Genomic DNA, 15,346 nt, shown 5'->3' with positions numbered 1-15,346 from the left:
TCATCGATTAACCAAAGTCACCGTTTACGTAACCTTTAGTACGATCATCTTTTGGTTCACTGAAGATAACACTGGTTTCGTTATGCTCTACAAGCTCTCCCATGAGGAAGAAAGCGGTACGGTCTGAGATACGACGCGCTTGCTGCATTGAGTGCGTTACGATAACGATAGTGAAGTCTTTCTTCAGATCTTCCATCAATTCTTCAATCTTGTGTGTCGCGATTGGATCTAGAGCCGATGTTGGTTCATCCATCAGGATTACATCTGGTTCCATTGCAATCGTACGTGCGATACATAGACGCTGTTGTTGACCACCAGACAGACCAAATGCATGCGCTTTAAGACGGTCTTTTACTTCATCCCACAGTGCAGCACTGCGTAGCGAGCGCTCAACCACTTCATCAATGTGTTTTTTGTCTTTGATACCTTGAGCACGTAGGCCGTATGCCACGTTCTCGTAGATGCTCATTGGGAACGGGTTTGGCTTTTGGAATACCATACCTACGCGGATACGTAGGTCAGCAACATCGATATTACCGTAGATGTCAGTGCCATCCATATCCAGCTTACCCTTAATCGTAACGCCTTCAATTAGGTCATTCATGCGGTTCAAACAACGCAATAGTGTTGATTTACCGCAGCCAGACGGGCCAATCAGAGCAGTAACCTGGCGAGTTGGAATTGGCAGGTTGATAGATTTAAGCGCTTGGTTGTCGCCGTAAAACAGATCTAGGTTCTCAATATCAAATTTGTTCATGTTCGTAATCTCTAAATTCTTAAATTCGTGTCTAACTTGATGCTTTCTTTATCACGGGGGCTCTCTTTATTGTTGAGCCAGTAGCTAGTGAGCTTAGTAAGTTGCCGTGTTGAAGCGTCTCGCAATCAGTTTTGTAACCATGTTGATCAAGAGAACCAATACGATTAGGACTGTCGCCGTGCCGTAGGCTTGGTTCCACTCATCGATAGTAAATAGCTCTGTTGTCAGCTTATATAAGTGAACCGTTAGTGTACGTCCAGAATCAAATACAGATTCAGGAACACGTGCCACCATACCTGCTGTTAAGAACACAGGCGCTGATTCACCAATTACACGACCAATACTAAGAATGACCGAAGTTAAGATACCTGGCATTGCGCTTGGTAAGATCAAACGCCAGATAGTGTAGATTTTTGAAGCGCCAAGGCCATATGAGCCTTCACGGTAAGTTTGTGGTACTGCCATCAATGCTTCTTCTGTAGTACGAATGATTACAGGAAGAATCAGAATACTTAGCGTTAGTGCACCCGATAGAATCGAGAAGCCAAGACCAAGAATCGATACAAAGAAAGTCATACCGAATAGACCGAAGATAATCGACGGAATACCCGCTAGAGACTCAGTACAGAACCGAATCGCTTTAACCAGTCGGCTACCAACTTTCGCATATTCAGTTAGGTAGATTGCCGTCATGATACCCAGTGGTGCTGCAACGGCAATCGATGCAATTACCATGTAGATCGTGGCGATGATCATTGGGAAAATACCACGCTCTTCACCAGTACGAGTGTAATCGTCAGTGATGAAGTTCCAATCTACGTATTGCAGACCGTTCGATAGGATGTACCAAATAATCCAGAATAAGAAACCAACAGTGACTGCTGCTGCCGCCCAGATAAAACCCTTTAGGATGTTATCTTTAGTTTGACGGGCTTGTTTTAGTTTTACGAGATCCATATTACTCATCCCCGCTTACTTCGATTTTTCACGGTTAAGATAAAGTAGAGCACCATTTAACATCATGATGAACACTAGAAGTACAACACCGGTTGCGTAGAGTGCATTTGCGTGAACGCCACTTGCGTAAGACATCTCAATCGCAATGTTTGCTGTTAGTGTACGAGCCGAGTCCAAAATACCTTCTGGCATTGCTGGAGCGTTACCCATCACCATGATGATTGCCATGGTTTCACCAAGTGCACGACCGATACCTAGAATCACACCAGTCATAATGCCTGAACGAGCAGCAGGAACGAGCAGCTTAAAAATCGTATAGATTTTAGAAGCACCCAGTGCAAGTGAACCTTCTTTGTACGTACGAGGTACCGCACGAATCGAAGTTTCAGAAACCGTAATAACGGTAGGAAGAATCATGATACCTAGAACGATGATACCTGCCAGAATAGTGTTACCCGCTGGTACAGAGAAGATGTTCTGAATCATTGGAACGATGATTACTAGACCAAAGAAGCCGTAAACTACCGACGGGATACCCGCTAGAAGTTCAACTGCTGGTCGAATAATATCTGCAAGACGCTTAGGAGCAATCTCAGCAATAAAAATAGCGGTTAGTACACCTACTGGAACACCAACAACTACAGCGCCTAGTGTCGACACAATCGATGCAACAATCATAGTTGCAACACCGAATAGAGCTGGAGGTAACCAGTCAACACCCAAAACGATGCCAGAAACACCGGCTTCTTGGAATGCAGGGATACTCTCTGCAACGATAAAGTAAGCGATAACGGCTAGTGATACGATGCCGATTACAGCACTCGATAAGAACAAGCCGTGGAAGATTCTTTCTCTCCAGTCAACGCGCTTCTTGGTGCGCAGACTCGGCTTATTGATTTGAGTCGCTTCAGTATTCATAAGCTTTTCACTATTTGCGATGGTCATATATAAAATCTCAAACTTTGTGGCTCAAAAAGAGCTCGAAATAACCAAAGTTGAAAGAAAAGGCTCAGCCTAAAGTCAGGCTGAGCAATAATTTAAAGTGAGTCAGTTAAGATTAGTTAACTGTGATGTAGCCTTTCTTACCAGCGATAGCTTGAGCTTCGTCTGCAACCATCCAGTCTAGGAACTGTTGAGTTTCAGCTGTTGGAGCGCCAGACTTGTAAAGTACTAGGAAAGGACGAGCAACTTTGTAAGAACCGTTCTTAACGTTATCTACAGTCGCTTCTGCGCCGTCGATAGTTAGAGCTTGAACAGATTCGTCAACTGTACCTAGAGAGATAAAGCCGATTGCGTATGGGTTGCTTGCTACAGAAACTTTAAGTGCGCCGTTACCGTTAGCAACTTGTGCACGTTGAGAGATAGCCGATACTTTCTTATCGCCGATCTTCTTCTTAAGCTTCATGATGTCTTCGAATGCACCACGTGTACCAGATGCAGTATCACGAGTGATTGCTACGATTGGCTTGTCTGCACCACCAACATCTTTCCAGTTAGTGATGTCGCCTTTGTAGATTGAAGTGATTTGCTCAGCACTCAGAGCAGATACTTCGTTATTTGGGTTTACAACAACTGCGATACCGTCACGAGCGATAACTAGCTCTTTCAGGTCAGCAGATTTCTCTTCTTCTTTAAGGTCACGAGAAGAGATACCTAGGTCAGCACTTCCATTTTTTGCTGCTTTGATGCCTGCAGAAGAACCTGGAGCTTGAATTTCGATGAACACTGGTTCGCCTTTATTCATGTAGGTTTCTGCAAAAACTTCAACCAGTGGAGAAGCACTGTTAGAGCCAACTACAGAGATAGTTTCTTTAGCTGAAGCTGTATTCACTGTTAGAGCGCCTAGAAGTGCGATTGCACCGATAACTGTCTTTTTCATCACAAATTTCCTTTAGTGGCGTTATTGCCGTAATGTTGTGTTTGCTTGAACGGTGCCCACTTTAGAATCCGAATGTGACAGTTGTGTTTCACTAAATTGAAGCCTATATGACAACTGCAATTTATTTTCTTGTTTTCTCCTTATTAGATGCCTTCAAAGTAATACATTGCCTTGTTCTATAAACACTAAGTATTTATTCCAACCAAATTAAAACAACCCGCTCAAATAACCATCAATGCTGTTCTTTACGTAGAACATGGCCAACCCTCCCCTTATTAGCCTTACCTTTACAAAGGTTAAAAGGCTTAATTGAACGATAAATAATCAATATTTATCAAATACCTATCGCATATATCTAAATCGAATCTATTACTGATTGAATTGTCATTCTCAGAAGTTAGAATCACCTGCTAATAACAATAATAACAATTGCTTCTGCTCATTTATTTATTCAAAGAGGGACATTACATGCGCCAACTTCTCAGTGGCTTATCTATAAAAATACAAATACTAATACCTGTACTCTTTTCCGTCGTATTGCTTTTGACGGGGGTTATTATCGGTGGTGACAAACTAGAAAATGCCTTTAAAGAGGTATCTATCGCAACAGACCAACTGATCCTACATAAAGAAGAACTCAGCGAAATCGTCGACAACAGCTACGGTATGCGCATCAAGGCGATCTACAGCTTGTTCAATGCAGATGATGTGAAAACGTTAGTTCAAACTCTTAATGAAAAGCGCGACCTAAACACTCGTCTATTAAACTCCTTAAATACTGTGCCGGGGATGCAAGACGAAGTGGCAGCAATGAGTAAGGCGATGAATCACTATGTCGACTTTTCTCGTACAACAATGCTTCCTTTGCTAAAGGCAAAACATGGTAATTCAGCTCTGTCTTCTGACTTCGATGCACGTTACCAAGTGGCCATTGACCAATACCGTCATGCAGGTAACGAGATGGTACAAGCCATCAATACCCTATCTAAAAAGCTCAACTTACTTGCAACGCAAGAAGTAGACATCAATGGTCAGCAACACACCAATACACTTAATACGGCAACGGTAGCTCTATTAGTTATCCTTTCAATCGCATTGGTCATCAGTTGGGTACTCGCAAGCATCATTGTTAAGCCGATCAGCAATATTCAAGCAACTATGCGCGAAGTCGCAAATGGTAACTTGCTAGTAAAAGCAGAAGAGTACGGCGACAACGAAATCTCTCGCTTAGCAAAAGACGTAAACCAATCGGTAGACCAACTTCGTGACACCGTAAGTTCACTTTCTCGAATCAGTATTGAAGTCGCTTCTGCATCCACAGAGCTGGCTGCAGTAATGACGCAATCAAGCGTGAACTCAGATCAAGAGAAGCAAGAAGTTGAGCAAGTTGCTTCTGCAGTGAATCAATTGGAGAGCACAGCTTCTCACGTTAACGAAAATGCAGTTCAAGCAGATTCGGCATCTAAGCAAGCCGACGAAATGGCAACGCACAGCATGAGTTTGTTTAACGAAAGCAACAAAGCCAATGAGCAAATGGCTATTCAGCTTAGTAAAGCAGCGAATGTTGTGGGAACACTGAAAGAGCACTCAGAACAGATAGGTAAAGTGATTGAGGTGATTCAAAGCATCTCTGAACAGACCAACCTACTTGCGCTGAATGCAGCTATTGAAGCGGCGCGTGCGGGAGAAAGTGGTCGTGGTTTCGCTGTGGTTGCCGATGAGGTTCGAATGCTAGCGGCACGTACTCAAGACTCAACCAAAGAGATACAAACCATTATCGAAGGTTTGCAGGTTCAATCTGGCAATGCGAACGAGAGCATGAGCAGCTCACTGGCGATGCTAGAGCACAACCAAACACTTGCAGCTGAAGTAAGCGAGGCTCTTTCTGGTATTGCCAACTCGGTAACAGACATGACGGAAATTAACACTCAGGTAGCCTCTGCAGCCGAAGAGCAAAGCCAAGTGACGTCAGACATCAACCGCAATATCTCCAACATCTACAGCTTAGTAAGCCAGAACGTAACCGGGATTACTCAAGCTGCTGCTGCAAGCCATGAGCTATCGAACCTTGCAGAGCAACAGAAACAACAGTTGGGTTACTTCAAGGTTTAGGGTTTAGGGTTTGACTTTATAGTCGAAACAACCCGCCTCGTAGCAAAAAACCAGTCACTCGTGACTGGTTTTTTTATTCATAGGCTCTTTCATTGAACGAACCTCACTACTCAAGCTCTGCGTCCCAAATCCGTTCTATCGCTTCTACTCTTCGGATCTGCTTTGAAGGAAAGTGGGCAACTCTGAGTTCCGCGATTGTCTCTTGTCGTTCGACTTGTGATAGCCCTGCGTCGTCTAAAATATCTTTTCGTTCCGCTAAGTAAATCTCTAAAGTCCCCTCAAAATCAGCTCTTTGTTGGTCGAGCTCTTCAAGCCTTTGCGCGGCATCTTCACCCACCAGTTCATTTCGCTTCAAGTATTTCTCTTGCTGTTCAAGCCCTTCAGACTTGGATAATTGTTGAAGCAACACCTGATTCTTGTGGCTCGTTTGGACGTAGTCTGCTTGCTCAGAGATTAAAGAATCTAACCGTTGTTGGTATTCCAGCTCACTCAGCCCTTCTAGCTTCAATCGAAGCTTCTCTAAAGCAACCTCCCTCATTTGGTTATCGTGAGTAAATAAGATACTTATCTCGCTCGGGCTAAAAAACTGAGCCTGGAGATCAAGTAAGGCTTGGTTTAAGCGTTGCAGATCATCGACAGAGAGCGAGGTGGGGTCGAACTGAACGTCCAATGACGTCAATGCCGACTTGTAATCAAGATATTTGGCAAACAAGGCTTCATCGACAATTGCACCTTTTGATTGAGCATGGTGCTGAGCAACGTTGTTACGAATATCTTCAAGGGTTAGCTCTGTTTGTCCAGAGACGAAGTAATCCATAGTGTCTTTGGCCGATGCACTATCAATATCAGTATCTTGTTGAGAGCTCACTTTCAACGAGGAGATACTTTGTTGTTCGTCACCGCTTGGGTTTAAGCTCTCTTCCACTGGATATAAAATAAAGACCGCCGCTGCACTCATCAGGGCTATCGTGGTTATCGAAAAAATGGCGGCCTTATTCATTATATTTCCTTATTGTGTTAACGAATCATCAGTACAAGCTACAAGCCTGCCAACTTCAATCGGTTCGCGTGCTGGCGATACAATGTTACCGGGTCAGTCTCAAACAAATGATGGATGCCCAACAAACCGTTGATCTCATCCAGATGATTCATTTTGTAATCATCCCCAATCACTTTACCTAGGTGAGCACTACAAGCTCCAACAAGCCCATCATTTGGTTCGTTAAACGCTAAACCTAGCACTGTCATCGCCGCATCGGTCGGGTCCAAAAGATTGGTAAAAGTGGAAGACCCTGTCCATGAGTAGTAATAAACGCCGTTACTGGCTTGCCACTCACCATCACCACATGCAGAGGTTGGAACCCCTTCAGGATAAAATTGATTGAAAGCAAGAGAACCTTCTGTCGTCAACGCTTCTAGTGATGCCAAGCCATCTTGTTCGAGGTCTGAGCCACCAGACAATAGATTGATGAGTGTCGTCAAACCACCCGCCAACTTAACCGCAATTCCCTCAGTGACAGACCCTTCAGGTACGGTTCCACGAACTAAATCCGCTACCTTTGAACCTTTATGAACGCCGCCAATACTCGTTACCGATGCGACAAGGTCTGGTCTGACAGAGGCCACATACCGCGCTGTGGGGCCACCATGACTGTGCCCGACAAGGTTAACCTTATTTGCTCCTGTTGCCGCTAAAAGTGTCTCGACCTGAGCCAATAATTGCTCTCCCCTAACCTCTGAACTATTCGTCGCTGATACTTGTGCAACGTATACGCTCGCGCCATCTTTGGTTAAAGATTCAGGCACCCCATAAAAGTAATCCACACCCGCTAACGTATCGAACCCAAATAAGCCATGTACCAACACAATGGGATATTTGGTTTCCGTGTATCCACTTACCTCTAATGCCGAAGCGCTTGTTCCTGCATAGGCACCCAAACTGGATAGGCAGGCGATTGTCCAAATTAATATCTTCTTCAATGCTCTTTCCTTAAACAAGTTAGACCTCTGATGAGTAAGAGAAACGTAGGTGATAATTTTATAAAACTAAAAAGAGTGACTCGAGATTTGTGATGTTGAACTGGAAATAAACAATAGGGATTAACATTAGGCAGGCGAAGATCAATCAACAAAAATAACAATAAGGTATTGATTAAATTAACATTTAATGGAGATTACGTGTTAATCACTTACTCTCGAGGTTTGAGAGCAATAACCAAAAAATCGTTGGAAGTTTGACATTTATGCCAGTTATTAAACACCAAGAAGCTGAATGTGTTGACGGTAATTATCAATTATCGATATAGGTCGTACCGGCCATTTACTTACTCAGTTATCAACAATAAACAACGTTTATTCGGCTTACCTACACATAAAAAGAGAATACAGTAATGAAAAATACGGCTTTATTACTCGCGTTAACAGTGCCGTTTGGTGCTTATGCTGCTGAAAATTCAACACCAACACCGGAATCTATTTCCTCTGCTCAAGTACTCAGCACACAAGATTCAGAAACCTACTCTTACGTCCGATGTTGGTATCGCACAGATGCCTCTCATGACTCAGCCGCTACCGATTGGAAATGGGCGAAAAAAGAAAACGGGGACTATTACACGATCAACGGATATTGGTGGTCGTCCGTCTCGTTCAAAAATATGTTTTACAGTGATACTCCGCAATCTGAAATCAAACAGCGTTGTGAACAAACACTCGATATCCAGCATGATGCCGCAGACATTACCTACTTTGCCGCAGATAATCGCTTCTCTTATAACCACTCAATTTGGACCAATGACAACGCTATTCAAGGAAATACGATAAATCGCATTGTTACTTTTGGTGATAGCCTTTCTGATACTGGAAATCTATTTAACGGATCTCAATGGGTTTTCCCAAATGCGGACTCGTGGTTTCTAGGGCATTTTTCTAATGGCTTAGTCTGGACAGAATACCTAGCAAAAGCCAAAGACGTCCCTTTATATAATTGGGCTGTAGGTGGCGCAGCAGGTACCAATCAGTATGTCGCATTAACCGGGGTATATGACCAAGTCACGTCCTACTTAACCTATATGAAAGTCGCCAAAAACTATCACCCAGAAAACTCGCTGTTTACGCTGGAATTTGGGCTCAATGACTTTATGAATTACGACCGCGAAGTCGCTGATGTCAAAGCCGATTTCAGCAGTGCTCTCATTCGATTGACTGAATCTGGAGCCAACAATATCTTGTTATTCACATTGCCTGATGCAACAAAGGCGCCTCAATTCAAGTACTCGACAGAACAAGAGATCATCAAGGTTCGTGGCAAGATCATTGAGTTTAATCAATTCATTAAAGCACAGGCCGAGTATTACCAAAACATGGGGAAAAATGTGGTGCTGTTCGATGCAAGTGCACTGTTTGCAAGCATTACTGATAATCCTGAACAGCATGGCTTTAGAAATGCGAGTGACGCTTGTCTTGATCTCAACAGAAGCTCAGCTGCGGACTACTTACGAAGCCATAGCTTAACCAATGACTGTGCCACCTATGGTTCAGACAGCTATGTATTCTGGGGCGTGACACACCCAACGACTGCTACTCATAAATACATTGCCGACCACATCTTGGCATATTCCTTCTCAACGTTCGATTTCTAGCTAATGACCTGAGGCTAATGGCTTAGACAGAATAGAGATACAAAAAAACCGCCTAATATTGGCGGTTTTTATTTATCTAAGTTATATCAATAAAGCCTTTAAGCTGGCTAGTGATTACTCGTCGTCCACTTTTGGCGCGACTTTCTTCTTAGGGATAAATACGCTATCACCCACAGCCACATTTTGATGGAAACTCTTATCGCGTTTAACTGGCTTCTTCGCTGTCTTCTTCGCTTGAGGTTTGCCCGCTTTCTTAGCTGGACCGCCCTTCTTGAAGGCTGGCTTACGAGGCTTGATGCCTTTGAACTTGCCTTTTAGCCCTTCAAGAACAGAGAAGTTAAGGTCTTGCTGTAGGTAAAGCTCAACACGCTTGAAGCTGTCCCAGTCTTTTGGACCCACCAAAGAAATTGCATCACCTTTATTACCAGCACGACCGGTACGACCAACACGGTGAACGTACTCTTCAGTGTGCTTAGGCATATCAAAGTTGATAACGTGGCTTACGTTTGGAATATCAATTCCACGTGAAGCAACGTCTGTTGTTACCAAGATCTTGTAAACCGCACGCTCAAACTGGCTCATGATGGCATTACGTTGCGTTTGGTTTAGATTACCACTCAGTGCAACCGCTTTTAGCTTCTTCTCGTTAAGCTTGTCGGTTAGACGATCAGTGTCAGCACGAGTTGCCGTGAAGATCATAACCTGACGGTACTCAGCCTCTTCCAGAACGCGGTCTAAAATCGCCTCTTTATGATCCAAGTGGTCACAAAGGTAGAACTTCTGCGTGATATCAAGGTGCTGCTCATTCGAAACACCAACAGAAATACGCTTAGGAGCGTCTAACATCTCATTCGCGATGTCGTTCACTTCAGCGTGATCAAGTGTTGCAGAGAACATCAAAGTTTGACGACGACGGTGCTTCGCAGCGTTTGCAATGCGACGAAGTTCAGGAGCAAAGCCTAGATCAAGCATACGGTCTGCTTCATCAAGGATAAGCGTTTCAACACCATCTAGGAACAACGAGCGGTGCTCTAGGTGGTCAGCAAGACGACCTGGAGTCGCAACGATAAAACGAGGATACTTACGCAGTGCTTTCACTTGGTCGTTAAAGTTCTCGCCACCCAAGATAAGCGCCGCTTCGTAAGACAAACCACCCAGCATGCTACGTAATTCACCGTAAACTTGCTTAGCCAGCTCACGAGTAGGAGCCAAAATTACACCACGAGGATCACGAGCAGAAAACGCTTTGGTTTTTAATGCCTTGTGAATCATTGGCAGAACAAACGCCAATGTCTTGCCTGAACCCGTTTTTGATGAAGCCAATAGATCCTTACCGGCAATAGCAACAGGGATCGCTTTCGATTGGATCTCTGTCGCTTTCTTAAAGTCGTAATGTTTTAAGTTCTTCAGTAAGCGGTTATCTAAGCCTAAATCTTTAAAGTGCAAAGGACTCTCCAGTCATGATGGTATTGAATAAAATTATTTTAACGCGACATGATACCGCGAAAATGCTTTATAAGGATAGAGATCACAGAAAATTTATCCCTACTAACAAAGTTGTTTAGAACATTGTATGCGTTGCTAGCAAAGGGTTAGCCCCATTCAATCGACGAAAAAGTCCTTCAAAATCGGCCATCTCATAAGTGAGACAGAACGTGATGCTTAGCTAATTCCCTCAAAAATTTAGCAATTTCTTTAGTTATTGTTTTTGCAGTTAAAAAATTAGTCGCTACAATCATTAATGAAGCGACTATATGATAAAGAATGTATAGCGCATTTTTTGATGGTAAATAAGCAAGGAGTTCTTATGAATAAGACGTTAATCGCAGCTGCAGCCTCAGTTTTCATTCTAGCTGGTTGTTCTTCAGAGCCAGAAGAAGCTGCAGTATCAGAAATGGATCAACTAACTAACCAAGTCGCTCAACTAACAAGCGAAGTTGAAGCTCTTAAGAGTGACAAAGCAGCAGCAGAAATGAAAGCTCAAGAAGCTTCTGCAGCCGCTATGGCAGCAAAAGAAGAAGCGGACCGTGCTAACGACCGTATCGACAACATCGCTGAGTCTTACACTAAGTAGTTTGATATCTAAGCGCGATTAAGCTGTAGATTAAATAAGTCGCAAAAAGCAGTATATAGAAAGCACCACCTCTTAACGGATGTGGTGCTTTTATTTGGGGAAAACTAAATAGGTTAAAAGAAGAAAGTAAACCGACTCTCAACAAAAGCCTACGAGTTAAAATTCAATCACAGGAGGTGCGATTTCAACAGGCACACCATTTTGAGCAAAGATAACCGCTTTGGCTTTTGAGTTTGGTAGATCGGCATCTTCAAGCCACCATTTCAACTCTACCGGGATTTGTAGTGATTTTTTAGAACCATCACTTCGAGTCAATGGCTCATGCGCTTCAACAAACACACTTCTATCTGGCTCTAATGAAACCTTGATCGGCTCATTAATAATGGTCACTTGCTCACCACGGTTTACCTGTTCAAAAAGCCACTCTATATCTTTAGGCTCCATTCGGATACAACCTGAGCTAACACGCAGACCGATACCAAAGTCTTTGTTAGTACCGTGTATAAGATAATCCCCCGCACCATAAGCAAGTCGCAATGCATATTCTCCCAATGGGTTTTCTGGCCCAGCTGGAACCACCCTAGGTAATTCGATCCCTTTCTCTAGATACTCTTCACGGATTGACTTCGGTGGTGTCCAGGTCGGGTTGGGTCTTTTTTGACTTATCTTGGTGATCATTTCTGGCGTATCACGTCCTACTCGACCAATGCCGACAGGGAATACGTGCACCTGGTTCTTCTCGGGCTCAAAGTAATACAGCCTTAACTCGGCAAGGTTAATCACAATTCCTTTTCTTGGGGTGTCCGGCAGAATCAAACGACTAGGGATACTCAGTACATAGCCTTCAGCAGGAAGGAAAGGATCAACGCCTTTATTTGCCGCCATTAACGAGAGAAAACCAATATCGTATTGCTTTGCAATGTTCGCTAGCGTTTCACCTGCTGCGACTTCGTGCTGTTGTATTCGACCTACAATGCGACTCTCTTCAGGAGGCAGTTCAAAGGTCGCCGCAGACACCCACGACGACACCATCCCAGCAGCAATCAAAGTACCTTTCACTGCAAACGTAGTTGCTCTCAATGCAAACGAAACGGTCTTGCGTATTTTTGTTGTCATGGAGTACAAAAGCGTCGAGTTAGCGCAATACAACATACAATTCCTTGGTTTACTGTCCTTATCAAAGTTTAGATTATCGTTGATTAAACGTCTCTACAACGAATTGTTACTTCAAACCCCATATGCAATCGATCTTTAATTTGAGTTTTTTCTTTAAATCACCTTCAATTATTCCACACAAAATCGATTGCCTTTAAGATTTCAACATATTTAGTTATCAATATTAATAAAACGATAATAGCAGAGCCATTTTGTGACTAGGGTCTCATGGAGCCTCGTTTTAACTCGCTAATATTGCCTCAACAAAACGAATTCAATTCAACAGAATCGGTAATTGATTAAATCCTGTTCCTATAATTACCGTTTAAACTTTGGAGAACGACCATGGCTACACCTCATATTAACGCTCAAGCTGGTGATTTCGCAGAAACAGTACTGATGCCGGGTGACCCGCTTCGCGCAAAATACATTGCTGAAACATTCCTTGATGACGTGAAGCAAGTTTGTGACGTTCGCAACATGTTCGGTTACACAGGCACTTACAAAGGTAAGAAAGTTTCTGTAATGGGCCACGGTATGGGTATCCCATCATGCTGCATTTACGTGCACGAGCTAATTGCTGAGTTCGGTGTAAAGAACGTAATTCGCGTAGGTAGCTGTGGCGCAGTACGTGACGACGTTAAATTGATGGACGTTGTTATCGGTATGGGTGCTTCAACAGACTCAAAAGTAAACCGTATTCGTTTCAACAATCACGACTTCGCGGCAATCGCTGATTTCGGTCTTCTAGAAGAAGCAGTAAACCAAGCACGTGCACAAGAAGTTCCAGTTAAAGTTGGTAACGTATTCTCTGCAGACCTTTTCTACACTCCAGAAGCTGACCTTTTCGAAAAAATGGAAAAGCTAGGCATCCTAGGTGTTGATATGGAAGCGGCTGGTATCTACGGCGTTGCTGCAGACCTTGGTGCTAAAGCACTGACTATCCTAACAGTATCTGACCACATCATCCGTGGCGAGAAACTAAGCTCTGAAGAGCGTCAAAAATCTTTCAACGACATGATGAAAGTTGCTCTAGAGACTGCAATCAACATCTAACGATTTGATAAGAGATACATTGAAAGGCGTTACCCCGCAGCCAAGCTCACTTGGCTGCTCAAATAATCCCGAGGGGGAGATCGTGTCTAACGACAAGCTGCCAAAAGATGCGGATGGTTTGCAACTCAACTTTTGTAAAACATTGGCGTGTGACAACTTTGGCTTGAGCGATGCAAAACGTTATGTTTTGCAACACGCGAACCCTAAGCGTCCAGCGATGGTTTGTCGTGAATGTGGAGCTTTCCCCCCCTTACTTAACAATCGTGAAGTGTTAAGCGAACTTCATCGCCTAAGACAACTTCATAGCGATGGGCTCCCTGCTTGTCGTAATGACGATTGCGATAACTTCGGCTTATCGGTTCATACCCATAAACATCTTTATCATGCCTTCGGCTACAGCGGCGACAGGCAGCGTTATCGATGCAAAGACTGCCAATCAACGTTTGTTGACAAGTGGTCTGGCTCCAATAAAAAACTCCAGTTTCAAGAGAACCTCATGGGCTTACTGTTCATGGGCTATTCCGTACGTGAAATCTGCCGAAAACTAGAGATCAACCCAAAGACTTTCTATGACCATGTTGACCATATCGCGAGCCGATGCCGTCGCAAATTAGCGATGATCGATGCACGATGGGTTAATCATGCCAAAGACTATCAGTTCGCTTCCCATTATCAGCGCTTACAACCACAAAGTAGCAACGGAGTGGTTTGGATAGCGACGGGTGAGGCGCATTCTGGCTATATCCTTTGCCAACACGTGAATTACTCACAAAATGAAGAGCCATCAGGGAATGTCGATCACAACCCTTATGATGATGTGGCGCGCTTTGTATCTAAAGAGCACTCTTCAGAAGCGAATCTTGAACTGCCTCAGCGATCAGACAAACTCAAAGAGCGTATTGAACAGCAATACCAAGTTATTTTGGCAAGAGGCAATGTTGAAGACCCGATGGGTAACCTCACAACGTTTAGCTACCCTTCGAAAGGGGCGCTCATTCGACCGCCTTATACGTCTTATGCTCACTTCCTGCATGTGCTTGATATGTGTGATGAGAACAAACACGTTGCGATCTATATGCCACAAGATCCATTACTAAGATCTGCCGCCCTGAGCGTATGTTTGCCGCGTATCCAGAGTCAAAATATTGACCTTATGTATGTAGAAGAAGACGCAGGCTGGCAAGACGATCAAAGTTTTGAAAAGATCGATATCGTTCACATGAGTTGGTGGCGCGATCGCTGGGCTATTGCCAATCAAGGTGATAAGCAGAAAGGTATCTGCTACCTAACAGGCAGTAATCCGGAGCCAAAACAGTGGTTTAATACCGCATCAATTCAACAAACCAAGTTTTATCAAGAGCGTTTTCAGGTGCTTTTTGATAGCTTTATCAATGAGCCAAGACGTAAGCTTCGTCCAGGCGGCATTCTTCCATTACTCGACATATTCAGGGCTTGGCACAATCTGTGCTACCAAGATAAGCAAGGACTCACTGCAGCGCAGCGCTTAGGCGTAGCAGAGCACCCATTGACGTTAAAGCAACTACTTTCATAAAAACAAGCGCTCTAGATAATTATTCGGGAACTCATTGATTTTAAAGTAACAACATGAGGCATCCCCCATAATTGGAAAAGATTCATGTTCCTTTAGTGCTCTGAGAAAGATAATTGGTGCTTATCCTAAATCACACTCTTATAATGATTGTGTTATCAACATGTTC

Annotated in this window: 13 protein-coding genes; 5 read left to right on the top strand and 8 right to left on the bottom strand. The window is 43.6% G+C overall.

Annotation, left to right across the window (positions count from 1 at the left end; all coding sequences use genetic code 11):
- Positions 1 to 7: 7 nt before the first annotated feature.
- The 4 genes from pstB to F0251_RS05175 all read right to left on the bottom strand — a co-directional run bounded on the left by pstB (position 8) and on the right by F0251_RS05175 (position 3,593).
- The gene (gene pstB / locus F0251_RS05190; RefSeq protein ID WP_004737715.1) at positions 8 to 757 is read right to left on the bottom strand and encodes a phosphate ABC transporter ATP-binding protein PstB; all 750 of its coding nucleotides are present in this window, start codon (positions 755 to 757) and stop codon (positions 8 to 10) included.
- A gap of 93 nt (positions 758 to 850) precedes the next feature.
- The gene (gene pstA / locus F0251_RS05185) at positions 851 to 1,714 is read right to left on the bottom strand and encodes a phosphate ABC transporter permease PstA (RefSeq protein WP_032498030.1); all 864 of its coding nucleotides are present in this window, start codon (positions 1,712 to 1,714) and stop codon (positions 851 to 853) included.
- Positions 1,715 to 1,729: 15 nt separating this feature from the next.
- A complete protein-coding gene (pstC, locus tag F0251_RS05180) occupies positions 1,730 to 2,659 on the bottom strand; it encodes a phosphate ABC transporter permease subunit PstC (RefSeq protein ID WP_008215818.1) in 930 nt (309 codons plus the stop codon).
- Between the two features lie 112 nt (positions 2,660 to 2,771).
- Positions 2,772 to 3,593, bottom strand: coding sequence for a phosphate ABC transporter substrate-binding protein (locus tag F0251_RS05175; protein ID WP_061032146.1), 822 nt, complete (start codon positions 3,591 to 3,593; stop codon positions 2,772 to 2,774).
- 468 nt (positions 3,594 to 4,061) lie between these two features.
- Between F0251_RS05175 and F0251_RS05170 the strand changes: the two genes are divergently transcribed.
- Positions 4,062 to 5,705 (top strand): methyl-accepting chemotaxis protein, encoded by a 1,644-nt coding sequence (locus tag F0251_RS05170; protein ID WP_171730505.1) that lies wholly within the window; start codon positions 4,062 to 4,064, stop codon positions 5,703 to 5,705.
- 106 nt (positions 5,706 to 5,811) lie between these two features.
- Here the strand turns inward: F0251_RS05170 and F0251_RS05165 are convergent, their stop codons facing one another.
- Complete coding sequence (locus tag F0251_RS05165) at positions 5,812 to 6,705, bottom strand: lipase secretion chaperone (protein WP_061032144.1); 894 nt, start codon at positions 6,703 to 6,705, stop codon at positions 5,812 to 5,814.
- A gap of 38 nt (positions 6,706 to 6,743) precedes the next feature.
- Positions 6,744 to 7,685 (bottom strand): triacylglycerol lipase, encoded by a 942-nt coding sequence (locus F0251_RS05160; RefSeq protein ID WP_105058462.1) that lies wholly within the window; start codon positions 7,683 to 7,685, stop codon positions 6,744 to 6,746.
- Positions 7,686 to 8,095: 410 nt separating this feature from the next.
- Between F0251_RS05160 and F0251_RS05155 the strand changes: the two genes are divergently transcribed.
- Entirely contained in the window at positions 8,096 to 9,343 is a 1,248-nt protein-coding gene (locus tag F0251_RS05155; RefSeq protein WP_171730504.1) for an SGNH/GDSL hydrolase family protein, read from the top strand.
- Positions 9,344 to 9,457: 114 nt separating this feature from the next.
- Here the strand turns inward: F0251_RS05155 and F0251_RS05150 are convergent, their stop codons facing one another.
- Positions 9,458 to 10,789, bottom strand: a complete 1,332-nt coding sequence (locus tag F0251_RS05150; protein ID WP_061032142.1) for a DEAD/DEAH box helicase — start codon at positions 10,787 to 10,789, stop codon at positions 9,458 to 9,460.
- A 361-nt stretch (positions 10,790 to 11,150) separates the two neighbouring features.
- Here F0251_RS05150 and F0251_RS05145 point away from each other — a divergent pair, with 361 nt between their 5' ends.
- Entirely contained in the window at positions 11,151 to 11,417 is a 267-nt protein-coding gene (locus F0251_RS05145) for an Lpp/OprI family alanine-zipper lipoprotein (RefSeq protein WP_061032141.1), read from the top strand.
- A 156-nt stretch (positions 11,418 to 11,573) separates the two neighbouring features.
- On the opposite strand, the gene F0251_RS05140 is transcribed toward F0251_RS05145, so the two are convergent.
- Positions 11,574 to 12,569 carry a L,D-transpeptidase family protein gene (locus F0251_RS05140; RefSeq protein ID WP_116871267.1) on the bottom strand — a complete coding sequence of 332 codons (996 nt, stop codon included), beginning with the start codon at positions 12,567 to 12,569 and terminating at the stop codon, positions 11,574 to 11,576.
- A 348-nt stretch (positions 12,570 to 12,917) separates the two neighbouring features.
- On the opposite strand from F0251_RS05140, the gene deoD reads away from it, so the two are divergent.
- Both deoD and F0251_RS05130 read left to right on the top strand, forming a co-directional pair.
- The gene (gene deoD / locus F0251_RS05135) at positions 12,918 to 13,628 is read left to right on the top strand and encodes a purine-nucleoside phosphorylase (RefSeq protein WP_017061880.1); all 711 of its coding nucleotides are present in this window, start codon (positions 12,918 to 12,920) and stop codon (positions 13,626 to 13,628) included.
- Positions 13,629 to 13,710: 82 nt separating this feature from the next.
- The gene (locus F0251_RS05130) at positions 13,711 to 15,180 is read left to right on the top strand and encodes a hypothetical protein (RefSeq protein WP_061032393.1); all 1,470 of its coding nucleotides are present in this window, start codon (positions 13,711 to 13,713) and stop codon (positions 15,178 to 15,180) included.
- Positions 15,181 to 15,346 lie beyond the last annotated feature (166 nt).

The organism is Vibrio sp. 070316B, assembly GCF_013114115.1.
GTDB classification, from domain to species: domain Bacteria; phylum Pseudomonadota; class Gammaproteobacteria; order Enterobacterales; family Vibrionaceae; genus Vibrio; species Vibrio chagasii_B.
Note: the sequence above shows the minus strand (reverse complement) of the source record. Positions and strands in the feature narration are given on the sequence as shown.